The 12208-nt window shown below is 45.1% G+C and carries 8 protein-coding genes; 3 read left to right on the top strand and 5 right to left on the bottom strand.

What is annotated here, in order from left to right; translation table 11 throughout:
- Positions 1 to 79 precede the first annotated feature (79 nt).
- The 4 genes from HWQ39_RS02565 to rpsT form a co-directional block, all read right to left on the bottom strand.
- Positions 80 to 1957 (bottom strand): DNA-directed RNA polymerase subunit gamma, encoded by a 1878-nt coding sequence (locus HWQ39_RS02565; protein ID WP_292841123.1) that lies wholly within the window; start codon positions 1955 to 1957, stop codon positions 80 to 82.
- Between the two features lie 116 nt (positions 1958 to 2073).
- Positions 2074 to 5373 carry a DNA-directed RNA polymerase subunit beta gene (gene rpoB / locus HWQ39_RS02570; protein ID WP_292841126.1) on the bottom strand — a complete coding sequence of 1100 codons (3300 nt, stop codon included), beginning with the start codon at positions 5371 to 5373 and terminating at the stop codon, positions 2074 to 2076.
- A gap of 782 nt (positions 5374 to 6155) precedes the next feature.
- Positions 6156 to 6953, bottom strand: a complete 798-nt coding sequence (locus tag HWQ39_RS02575; protein ID WP_292841128.1) for a TatD family hydrolase — start codon at positions 6951 to 6953, stop codon at positions 6156 to 6158.
- 161 nt (positions 6954 to 7114) lie between these two features.
- A complete protein-coding gene (gene rpsT / locus HWQ39_RS02580) occupies positions 7115 to 7411 on the bottom strand; it encodes a 30S ribosomal protein S20 (protein ID WP_292841131.1) in 297 nt (98 codons plus the stop codon).
- Positions 7412 to 8139: 728 nt separating this feature from the next.
- Here rpsT and hisD point away from each other — a divergent pair.
- Entirely contained in the window at positions 8140 to 9441 is a 1302-nt protein-coding gene (gene hisD, locus HWQ39_RS02585) for a histidinol dehydrogenase (RefSeq protein ID WP_292841134.1), read from the top strand.
- A 432-nt stretch (positions 9442 to 9873) separates the two neighbouring features.
- A complete protein-coding gene (locus HWQ39_RS02590; protein ID WP_292841137.1) occupies positions 9874 to 10299 on the top strand; it encodes a universal stress protein in 426 nt (141 codons plus the stop codon).
- 278 nt (positions 10300 to 10577) lie between these two features.
- Here HWQ39_RS02590 and HWQ39_RS02595 read toward each other — a convergent pair whose 3' ends face one another.
- On the bottom strand, positions 10578 to 10964 hold the full coding sequence (locus tag HWQ39_RS02595) for a hypothetical protein (RefSeq protein ID WP_292841190.1): 387 nt from the start codon (positions 10962 to 10964) through the stop codon (positions 10578 to 10580).
- Positions 10965 to 11177: 213 nt separating this feature from the next.
- Between HWQ39_RS02595 and hslO the strand changes: the two genes are divergently transcribed.
- Positions 11178 to 12083 carry an Hsp33 family molecular chaperone HslO gene (gene hslO / locus HWQ39_RS02600; protein WP_292841140.1) on the top strand — a complete coding sequence of 302 codons (906 nt, stop codon included), beginning with the start codon at positions 11178 to 11180 and terminating at the stop codon, positions 12081 to 12083.
- Positions 12084 to 12208: the final 125 nt, after the last annotated feature.

Genomic DNA, 12208 nt, shown 5'->3' on the forward strand with positions numbered 1-12208 from the left:
ATAATTAATAATTTGTAATTCATAGTTCGTAATTCGTAATTAATTGTTCAATTACGAATTACGAATTAGAAATTACGAATTAACTTGCTAGTGCTTCCTGAATGGCATTGTTGTAAATAACGCGGCCAGGAGTTGTGTATATATACTGTGACAGTACATTACCTTTCGCGTCTTGTCTGATTCGACGGAACTTATAGAGTAATGTGCGAGTACCATCCTCGTTTTCCGTCACTTTCACGGGTTCTGTATCCGGTTCGTCTGATTCTATTTCACCGTCAAACCTTACGTAAATATAGGCGTGCAAGTCAATTTGATCTTGCTGGAAAGCCATAATTACGTCCTCCAGTGAAGAAAAGTAATTTCCTGCCCCTTTTATCGCACCGGGATTTTCTGCCGTTAAATAATAGGCTCCCAACACCATATCTTGGCTAGGCGTGATGATGGGTTTACCTGTGGCTGGTGACAAAATATTGTTAGAAGCCAACATCAACAACCGCGCTTCAGCTTGACTTTCTAAAGAAAGAGGGACGTGTACCGCCATTTGGTCGCCGTCAAAGTCGGCGTTAAAAGCTGGACACACTAGAGGATGGAGTTGAATCGCTCTACCTTCTACTAAAATTGGTTCAAAAGACTGAATACCCAAACGGTGCAACGTTGGTGCCCGATTTAGCATCACAGGGTGTCCTTCAATCACCTCTTCCAGCACATCCCAAACACTGGGATCATTACGCGATATCAGCTTTTTCGCAGCTTTGATGTTATTCACCATACCGCTACGAATCAGGCGGTTAATTACAAATGGTTGGAATAGCTCAATTGCCATTTCTCTAGGCAAACCGCACTGGTGAATTTTCAGCTTTGGCCCGACCACAATTACAGAACGTCCAGAGTAGTCAACCCGTTTACCTAACAAGTTTTGTCGGAAACGTCCTTGCTTACCCTCAATAATGTCGGACAAAGATTTCAGGGGTCGGTTATTTGCCCCTACCACAGTGCGTCCCCGACGACCATTGTCAATCAAAGCATCCACTGCTTCTTGCAGCATCCGCTTTTCGTTCCGCACGATAATCTCTGGTGCCAAAATTTCTTGCAAGCGTGCCAAACGATTATTGCGGTTAATTACTCGCCGATACAAATCATTTAAATCGCTGGTAGCAAACCGTCCGCCATCTAGTTGCACCATTGGGCGCAAGTCGGGGGGAATTACGGGAATAACTGCCATTACCATCCACTCTGGTTTGGAACCAGTGGCGATAAAGTTGTCAATCACCCGCAGTCGCTTAATAAGTTTGGCTCTCTTTTGCCCCTTAGCGTTGCCAATTTCTTCGCGTAGACTTTCGGCTTCTTGCTCTAAATTGATATCGGCAAGCAAACGCAACAATGCTTCAGCGCCAATACCTACTTCTACACCTTGCAGCAGAGAATCTTCGCTATAAATTTGGTCTTCTATTTCCAACCACTGGTCTTCACTCAGTAGTTGTTTGTAAGTTAAAGTTTCGGCATTACCTGGACTCAGGACAACATAAGAGTTGAAATAGACAATCTGCTCGACATCCCGCAAGGGCATATCCAACAGGATGGAAATATAGCTAGGAATGCCTTTAAGATACCAGACGTGAGCTACTGGTGCAGCGAGTTTAATATAGCCCATGCGGTGGCGACGCACCCGTGACTCGGTGACTTCGACCCCACAGCGCTCACAGACAATACCTCTATGACGGACTCTTTTATACTTGCCACAATGGCATTCCCAATCTTTCGCGGGGCCAAAAATGCGCTCACAAAACAAGCCATCCATTTCTGGCTTGAGAGTTCGGTAGTTAATAGTCTCTGGCTTGGTAACTTCACCGACTACTTGACCGTTGGGCAATGTTCTCTCGCCCCACTGCCGAATGCGTTCGGGGGAAGCCAAGCCAATTTTTACGTAGTCAAACTGATTAGTTTGGGCAGGTCTCATACTTAAGTGCTGAGTTCCGAGTTATGAGTTTTGAATTTTGAGTATATTTAGTTTTGGAACATTGGGCATGGGGAGTTGAAACAATGCCCAATGCCCCATGCCCGATTCCCTAATCCTTATTCGTCATCATCCAGCGATTCGCGGGAAAGAGATTCGTAAGTTGGTCGGGGAGGTGTGCGACGGGCTGATTGGTCTGCCATCAAATCGACTTCCACATCTAGGGAACTGCCGTCTGCTTGGGTTTCTACCTTGTGAACGGCAATGTCTAACCCCAATGATTGCAACTCGCGCATTAACACCTTAAAGGATTCTGGAGTTCCAGGACGAGGAATTGCCTTACCTTTAACGATCGCATTTAACGCTTCATTCCGTCCTTGCATATCGTCAGATTTAACTGTGAGCAATTCCTGTAAGGTGTAAGCCGCACCAAAGGCTTCCAATGCCCACACTTCCATTTCCCCAAACCGCTGACCACCTTGTTGTGCTTTACCACCCAAGGGTTGCTGAGTCACCAGTGAGTATGGGCCTGTGGAACGAGCGTGGATCTTATCATCCACCAAATGCACCAGTTTCAGCATATAAGCCACACCGATGGTAATTGCTCGGTCAAAGGGTTCACCTGTACGACCGTCATACACCATGATTTTGCCTGGGTTATCTGGGTTATATACCCAGTCTTTCCCTGTTTCGTCTCGTGCTTCTTGCAATTTGCCATGCACGATTCGCCGAGATGACTCTTCACCGTACATTTCATCAAAGGGAGTAATCTTAAATCGTACTCCCAAGGTTTGACCAGCCCAACCCAAGAGACATTCAAATACTTGTCCCACGTTCATCCGACTGGGTACACCCAAGGGGTTAAGTACAATGTCTACTGGTGAACCATCCGGTAAATAAGGCATATCTTCCGCTGGTAAGATTCGAGAAATAATCCCTTTATTACCGTGGCGTCCTGCCATTTTGTCGCCAACTTGGATTTTGCGTTTTTGAGCAACATACACCCGGACTACCATATTGGCTCCTGGGGGCAGTTCATCGCCTTGTTCACGAGTAAACAAGCGCACATCAACTACGCGACCTTTTTCACCGTTTGGTACTCGCAGAGAATTGTCTCGCACATCCCGTGCTTTCTCACCAAAGATGGCACGCAACAGTTTTTCTTCTGGCGGTTGGTCAGATTCACCCTTGGGTGTGACTTTTCCTACCAAGATGTCTCCAGCTTCTACCCATGCCCCAATGCGAATGATCCCCTGTTCATCCAACTGACGCAAGGCATCTTCGCCGACGTTAGGAATTTCTCTGGTAATTTCTTCTGGCCCGAGTTTTGTCTGTCTAGCTTCAATTTCATATTTTTCAATGTGAATTGAGGTGTAGACATCATCCTGCACCAGTCTTTCAGAGATTAGAATTGCGTCTTCGTAGTTGTAGCCTTCCCAAGGCATATAGGCAACGACGATATTTTGTCCTAGCGCCAATTCACCGCCTTCAGTGGAGGAGCCATCAGCTAGCACCTGACCAGCAACGACACGCTCACCAATGCGGACGAGAGGTTTCTGATTTAAACAGGTGTCTTGGTTGGAACGTTGGTACTTGGAAAGGGTGTATCTAATTTCGGAGGTGTTAGCTTTAGGACGGACGCGAATTTCTGTAGCATCTACATAAGTGACATCGCCATCGGTACGCGATACAACCACCATCCCGGAGTCTCTTGCTCCTTGAGCTTCCAAACCAGTACCCACCAAAGGACGTTCTGGCTTGAGCAGGGGTACTGCTTGCCGTTGCATGTTCGATCCCATCAGCGCTCGGTTAGCGTCATCATGCTCCAAGAAGGGAATCATGCTGGTTGCTACCGACACGATCTGTACGGGAGATACTGCTACGTAATCCACCTGTTCTGGTGTTGTGGTGGAAAATTCTTGGCGATACCGGACTGGCACTAATGGCCCAATAATATGCCCGGTTTCATCTACAGGAATATCTCCCGGAGCAACCCGCAGGTCGTCTTCTTCATCGGCTGTCATGTAGGCTGGAGGCAGATCAAATCTGACTCGCCCATTTTCTACAGGTCTAAATGGTGTTTCGAGGAAGCCGTAAAGGTTAACCCGCGCGTGGGTTGCTAACGAGCCAATCAATCCGGCGTTGGGGCCTTCTGGTGTCTCAATGGGGCAAATGCGTCCATAGTGACTAGGATGAATATCTCGCACGGCAAAACCGGCGCGTTCGCGAGTTAAACCACCAGGGCCAAGGGCACTTAGACGGCGTTTGTGGGTCAGTTCTGCTAAGGGATTTGTTTGATCCATGAACTGACTTAATTGGCTCGAACCAAAGAATTCTTTAATTGCTGCTACCAATGGTTTGGGGTTCACCAAGGAAGCGGGAGTTAGCACTTCGGCATCGGATACAGTCATCCGTTCTCGAATAATTCTCTCTAAACGGTTTAAGCCGACCCGCACTTGGTTTTGCAACAATTCCCCAACGCTTCTCACCCGACGGTTCCCTAAGTGGTCAATGTCATCGATATTACCGATGTCATATTCTAGGTTGATCAGGTAATCTACGGCTGCCAAGATATCGCCAGCAGTCAACACGCGCATTGTGTCTGGGACAGAAAGGCGCAATTTCTTATTGAGTTTGTACCGTCCAACGCGACCAAGGTCATAACGTTTCGGGTCAAAGAAACGAGAATCTAAAAGTTGTTGTCCACCTAAAACTGTGGGTGGTTCACCAGGACGCAATTTCCGATATAACTCCATCAGGGCTTCTTCTTCAGAGAATTGCCCTTCTTTTTCGATGGTTTTTTGGAAATACTCTGGGTGGCGTAAGGCGTCAAAGATTTCGTTGTCTGATAACCCTAAAGCCTTTAAAAGTACTTGCGCTGAGAGTTTGCGTGTTTTGTCAATGCGTACCCACACCAAATCGTTACGGTCTGTTTCAAATTTCAGCCATGCTCCCCGGTTAGGAATTAAGCTAGCTGAATAAGTACGTCGCCCGTTTTTGTCGATTTCTGATTTATAGTAGACTCCTGGCGATCGCACGATTTGGTTGACAATTACCCGCTCGGCACCGTTAATAATAAACGTGCCGCGATCGGTCATCAAAGGCAAATCACCAATGAATACCTCTTGCTCTTTGATTTCCCCGGTTTCTTTATTAATCAACCGTGTGGGAACATACATTTGGACGGCATAAGTGCTATCCCGCCGCTTGGCTTCTTCGACGCTGTACTTTGGCTCCTTGAGTTTGTAGTTATGACCCAAAAAGTGCAGTTCTAATTTACCCGTATAATCTGTAATAGGACTAAAGGAGTTAAGTTCTTCTATCAGCCCTTCTTCCAAAAACCAGCGAAAGCTTGAACGCTGAATTTCAATCAAGTCGGGCAACAGAAAGGCGGGTTCCATGTATGTTTCTTTAGTCATGCCTCTACCTTTGTCAACCTGGTTAAATTTTCCCTTGGACACTGCTGTTTGACGCTTCCCACTGCTAGCCAGTGTCCTTAGCTATTGGGGAACTTTTTCTTACACACTTACTATTTAGATGTGTGGGCAAACAGAGCGATTAAATCTAGCTACAATGAGCAATCTTGACAAGGGGACGATCACTCTTAATGAGGAATGTAGAAGCGCACAAGCAAGGAATAATTTGCTGAAAGCATTTACACTCCGCACCCAATGCCCCATGCCCATTTCAATCAGAATATACAGTTGAGATATTCCTGAATTTGATCTAATTTTCCTCACTTTCCCTCCAAAAAGCGCCTTAGTTGGCTGACGCAGCTCTACCCAGTGTCTCTTAAATCCACTCCGCTGTTTATACTCTCAGTGATATCCTAGATATCCTAAGACTGAGGGAATGATCCACACTTCGTCGATTTTGAATCAGAATCACTTCATTTTGCTGGATTGTACTCACAAGACAATTTTGTTTAACGATTTTCAATAGATTCAATACACACTCAGCCGATGTTGTGCAAAAGTCTAGCTCAATTTGGGTTGGCACGGTTGAGTCATGTGGGGAGAGCATCCGCTTGTAGAGATTGGGAGGATGGCCAAGCCATAACAGCACGGAAAATTTAGATGAGAAGTTTTAGGCTCCTTCCTTTATCATTATGGCGCAAGCAAAATGTTTTTGAGGGAATAATATTAGCATATTTTTGTCCCCCTATAGTTTTATTTTTTTTAGCACAACTTAACAAAAGATACTAGGATACAGTTGATACTGACAACCCAAATAATTCACAGGCATTTTTGGTAGTTTGATGGGCGATCGCCTCTACTGTTTCCTGACGCAATTTAGCTACTTGTTCGGCTACATAAAGGACGTAAGCCGGCTCGTTGCGCCTCTCGCCCCGTTTCGGAACTGGAGCCAGAAATGGACAGTCTGTTTCAATCAGTAGGCGATCGCTACTTACCATCGCCGCTGAAGATTGGATTGCTTTGGCGTTTTTGAACGTTACCGTTCCGCTAAAGCTGATGTAGAAGCCTAAATCGAGAAACCATTGGGTTTCTTCTGGCGTTCCTCCCCAGCAATGCATGACACCCCGTACTCTTTCTCCTTTGAGTTCCCGCCATTTTTGCAACACTTCTCTGGTTGCCACAGCAGCATCCCGACAGTGGATAATCACTGGTAAGTTTAGTTCCGATGCGATCGCTAACTGTGACTCGAACACCATCAGCTGATGCTCGTAGTTATCAGCTTTGTAAAAATCCAGCCCCATTTCCCCAATTGCTACCACATTCGAGTCAGAACTTGCTAAAGTTTTGATTTTCTCGGCTGTGTCGCTATTCCATTTCTCAGCATCTAAAGGGTGTAAACCTACAGCAAAGCTGATTTCGGGAAATTCTTGAGCTAAGAATTGAATACTGGCAAACTCCTCTGGGTGAACACAGGAATGTACTAAACGCACTACACCTGCTTCTTGCCACCGCGATCGCACTGTTGCTAAATCCGGTTGGAAACTATCAAAGTTGAGATGTACGTGCGTGTCTATCAGTTGCATTTTTTGTCCTACCCTGCGGGAAGCCCTTCTCTACGAGAGGCTGCGCCAACGGGTTCAGCAGTCGCTCATGGGGGAAACCCCCAAGACCGCGATACTTCACCGCTGGCGCCTCTATGTTGTTTGTCCTTAATCACAAATGACGAAGGACAAATGACCAATGACTACTCAGCTGTTTGTGTGAGGGGTTTTAGTCTGTGAGCCAATCTTGATTTTTTCCTTGCCCCATTGTTGGGGTGAAGGACACCCCGTTTAGTCGCTTTATCGATTTTGCCGTAAGCCTCAGATAACTTGGTTTGTACTTCTTGTTTTAATTCTGGGCTAGGATTAGCTGTATAGGCAGCTACAGCATTAATGTATTTCTTGATCAGCGTCTTGACTGCTGATTTGTAAGCTTTGTTACGCAGTCGGTTACGTTCTGCGATTTCGGCACGCTTGAGAGCAGACTTTGTATTCGCCACAGTCAATTCCAAAAATACTATTAATTATGTACACACACTACTAGACTTACTAATATAGCATCCAAATTGCCAATGTTATAATTTACTAAAAAAATTCTGGGGATAAATAATCATATAGTTACTGTTCCACCCTTTCCTGTGTCTTCCCTACTCCCCGATTGCGTATTTCGTCGATTTAGGAAATGCGTGTAAAATATTCAGATACATCTAAAGACTGCCACCCTAACTCACCACAACCTGATTAAGCAATGTGATTGCCAAAAAATACAATCTTATACCCGTAAAGCGGATGTATTGTCAGAGGCAAAGAACTGTAAAGAGCTAAATTTCAGGGATTTTCAAGTATAGAACCGATATATCGTCTCTATACAGAGATTAAGAACTACAGAAAGTTAGGAAAATAAGTAAAAATTATACTCAGACCATACTCCCTGTAATTCGGGAGATTAGGTGAATACACCACTTGCAGTCAGCAAGTAGTGAAAATAAGGGCATAAGGGTAGCATGAATGGCATACCTGCTTTTTGTTACTAGCCTACCGAGGCTTGTGGAACTGAGCAATTAAGTTGCCTTATCAAGCAAAGTATATGCTGGTAGTCTTGAGAGTATGAAAAAAATTCAGGTTAAGCTAGAGAAGAGAATTAGAGTCAGCTTGCACACCCCAGTGGGTCAAGAGCAATACTAAATCTCAGGTGGCAATATTATAATTTTGGCATTGTCCTTACTCCATGCTGCGAATCATTACTCAGCAGGCAGACGTTAGAGCAGAACTACAACGGATCTGCGATCGCACCCATGACGAACAGGTGCTTCACAAAGAAGCAACGGTGCGGGAAGTTTTGCAAGCAGTGAAGCGCCAAGGCGACAAAGCTGTATTGCATTACACAGCCGAATTTGACAAACAAACCTTGAAAGCAGAAGAACTCCGAGTTACAGGCTCGGAATTAGATGCAGCCTATCAACAGGTGTCAAAGGAATTGCTTGATGCAATTCGGCTAGCTTGCCGCCAAATTGAAGCGTTTCATCGTCAGCGTGTACCGAAAAGCTGGGTACATTTTGGCGACGATGAAGTAGTGCTGGGCAAACGCTACACCCCCGTAGATCGAGCTGGGTTGTATGTGCCTGGTGGCCGTGCCGCCTATCCCAGTACAGTGCTAATGAATGCAATTCCGGCTCATGTTGCTGCCGTACCCCACGTGGTAATGGTGACACCACCAGGGCCAGGGGGTGCAATTAATCCCGCAGTCTTGGTAGCTGCCCAAGAAGCAGGGGTGCAAGAAATTTATCGCATTGGGGGCGCACAAGCGATCGCCGCTTTAGCCTATGGTACAGAAACGATTCCGAAAGTGAATGTGATTACTGGCCCTGGTAACATTTATGTCACCCTAGCGAAAAAACTTGTCTACGGCACTGTCGGTATTGATTCTTTGGCAGGCCCCAGCGAAGTGCTGGTGATTGCCGATGAAACAGCAAATCCGGTGCATGTCGCTGCTGACTTGCTGGCCCAAGCCGAACATGATCCAATGGCGGCAGCAATTTTATTGACGACGGATGCTGCTTTGGCGAAAAACGTGCAATTAGCCTTGGAAAGACAGCTAGTAGATCATCCACGGCGAATAGACACAGAAAAAGCGATCGCTCACTACGGCTTGATTGTCGTTGTGGAATCGCTCGAAGCAGCAGCAGAACTCTCAAATGAATTTGCCCCCGAACACCTAGAATTAGAAATCAAAGACCCTTGGGCACTCCTACCACAGATTCGCCACGCTGGGGCAATCTTTTTAGGTTACTCAACACCAGAAGCCGTAGGAGACTATTTGGCAGGCCCTAACCATACCTTGCCAACTTCTGGCGCTGCCCGCTATGCTTCGGCATTGGGGGTTGAAACTTTCCTCAAGCACTCCAGTATTATTCAATACTCTCAAACCGCACTGCAAAATGTGGCTGGTGCTATTGATGTGCTAGCAACAGCAGAAGGTTTACCTTCTCATGCTGATTCAGTACGACGCCGAATTCAGCAAGAAGAGTGATTTGAAATGCTTAATTTTTTCTTATAACTAAAAGTTTGGATAGCGATACCTACGGTAAGCAACGCTAACGCACGCCGTTTGCTATTCTACTTTCAGCTGCCCTTTAAGCGTCCACAAGTCGGGCATTACCGACGGTAGTTTCTGGGAGAGAATTTTCCTTTCCCAGAAACTCGTGAAAAGTTTCTCTAGCCCAGTCACTACAAGGCAATACTATAAAAGTGGCTTCAGAATTGCTAAGTACCTCGGGTTAGAGTAACGCCATAGATAAATCTAGGGGATTGAAGTAAGGACGTATTCAATATACCTACGCATCTCGAAATCAAATATTCTCAAATATATATAATTAAAAAATAAAAAATTGGTTTAGTGTCGCCGCCGACGGATTTTGCTAAATACTTATGTAAGAGGTCTACTCTTTAGGAGGCGAGAGCGGTGCTAAATAGTATTTTGGTAGCTCTGGACGGTTCGGAAATTTCAGAACGACTAATTCAGACTTTAGATAATTTGGCTTTGTCAAAAGATGCCAAGGTTATTTTTTGTCATGTGTTTCCTACGCCAGAGTCAGAAATGGAACTACCCGCCGATCGTCCTCAGCCAGAGTCGCCAACATTTTCTTATTTTCAGGTTGAAAAACAGCTGCAATCGTATCAAGAAAAGTTATCAATCACAAGTGAGTTAGAACTAGTAACTGGCGATCCTGCTGAAGAAATTATTCGTCTTGCCAATATTTATAAAACTGAGTTGATCATAATTGGCAGTCGAGGGTTGATGGGGATGAAGCGAATTGTTCAGGGTTCTGTTAGCAGTCAAGTTGTAGAAGAGGCTAATTGTTCAGTGTTAGTCGTAAAACCAAGATAAAAATTTATCAGGGGAAGCAAACTCTCAAACTTTTCCACACTTAGAATTGACAGCTGAACAAGTTTTGACAGCCGATTATTAAAAATTGTTCTCTATTTTTCTGTGCCTAGATAAATTACTTTTAAACCGCAGATTCACAAAGCAGGACACCTGCATAGGAGGGTTTCCCGACTTGAGCAAAGTGTCCGTGGTGCAGAGAGAAAAATAGAGATTTTTCGAGTTACCTTGAAAGAGCTAGTCCTAGAGACAAGGAAAATTCCCTTCTACGTTCATTAGATTTAACGCCCTTGAGTTGCCAAAAACTGACGCAAGCTTAACAAACTTAGGGTTTGAGCCAAATTTAAGGGCAAAATTGAAACTCCTTCTAAGCGGGACTGTACCCAACCTTCTCCCCAATACCATTCGTGGAACCCATCAATACCTCCGCTGAGTATCAGGCGGAGACAGTTGGATTTGACAACGTTTACTTGATGATGAATCGTGACTGGCCCAGTCCAGGTTGTAAACTGGAATCCGGGAAGCAGTTCTTCTGGCATACCTGGCGCAAAGCGTTGTCCTAACAGCCATTTTTCTAGTTGCACAGGATGCAGCAGACTGTCACGAATTTCATCTGTTGATGCTTCGATTTCGATCCGCAATTGGCTTTGTTGAAAATTACCCAGCATTTTTATCAGATTACCTAAAGATGAGACATCGCTATTTCTAATATTGCAAATAGTTTTAGTCATTAGTCCTTTGTAAATCACTAATAACCAATGACCAATGACCAATGACCAATAACAGCCGTTTATTTACGTAGCACCCTACCAAGTTACTTTTCTCGCAGCAGAGAACTTAGAATAGAAAAAGTGAACTTGTTAAGAAATGTAAGGTTATTCATGGCGGATCAGTTAATTCGTGCGACAGCAGCCGAGGGTGGAATTCGTGCCGTAGGTGTGATCACCACACGTTTAACAGAAGAAGTACGGCAGCGCCACAAGCTTTCTTATGTGGCAACGGCAGCACTGGGTCGGACTATGGCGGCAGGCTTGTTAATGGTTTCTAGTATGAAGCGAACTGGATCGAGGGTTAATGTTCGGGTAAAGGGCGATGGGCCTTTGGGTGGGATATTGGTAGATGCCGGCTTAGATGGTACTGTACGCGGATATGTCGGTAATCCATCTGTAGAATTGCCTCCTAATGCCAAAGGGAAGCTAGATGTTGGTGGTGCAGTGGGTGGTGGCTACCTCTACGTTGTGCGGGATATCGGTTATGGTTATCCTTACTCTAGTACTGTAGAACTAGTTTCTGGCGAAATTGGTGATGATGTAGCTCATTATCTGGTGAATTCCGAACAAACACCTTCGGCTTTAGTTTTAGGTGTGTTTGTGGGAGCAGCAGGAGTAACTGCGGCTGGAGGATTATTGATACAAATATTACCGAAAGCCGCCAGAGACGAAGCTCTAGTAGAAATTTTGGAATCACGGGTTGCCGGTCTAGCAGGATTTACGCCATTGTTGCAAGCTGGGAAGACTTTACCGGAAATCTTTGGCGACTTGTTGGGAGATATGGGGCTGGAAATCTTTTCCGAACGGCAAATGCTGCGCTTCCACTGTGGTTGCTCTTTTGATCGCGTTTTGGGGGCATTGAAGATTTTGGGAGAAGCTGAACTGCAAGATATGATTATTAAAGATAATGGTGCTGAAGCAACTTGCGACTTTTGTGGTAATGTCTACCAGGCAAGCAACGAGCAGTTAGCTCAACTAATTGCCGATTTGCAAGCTGAATCTGCTATTTCAGGATAAAGTATAAAATAGCACTGATTTCTTAGATTGATAATGGTACTCTGTGGAGAGAGATAATCAAAAAGTAGCTTTTTAATCATGAGAAAGTTACTATGTCAACAATGGAATTATCGATTTAAAACAGA

Source organism: Nostoc sp. NMS8, from assembly GCF_017115045.1.
In the GTDB taxonomy this organism is placed as follows: domain Bacteria; phylum Cyanobacteriota; class Cyanobacteriia; order Cyanobacteriales; family Nostocaceae; genus Nostoc.

Coding starts and splice junctions, on each gene's coding strand:
- rpoB (WP_292841126.1), bottom strand. CDS start 5,373: ATGACTAAAGAAACATACATGGAACCCGCCTTTCTGTTGCCCGACTTG.
- HWQ39_RS02565 (WP_292841123.1), bottom strand. CDS start 1,957: ATGAGACCTGCCCAAACTAATCAGTTTGACTACGTAAAAATTGGCTTG.
- hisD (WP_292841134.1), top strand. CDS start 8,140: ATGCTGCGAATCATTACTCAGCAGGCAGACGTTAGAGCAGAACTACAA.
- hslO (WP_292841140.1), top strand. CDS start 11,178: ATGGCGGATCAGTTAATTCGTGCGACAGCAGCCGAGGGTGGAATTCGT.
- HWQ39_RS02575 (WP_292841128.1), bottom strand. CDS start 6,953: ATGCAACTGATAGACACGCACGTACATCTCAACTTTGATAGTTTCCAA.
- HWQ39_RS02595 (WP_292841190.1), bottom strand. CDS start 10,964: ATGCTGGGTAATTTTCAACAAAGCCAATTGCGGATCGAAATCGAAGCA.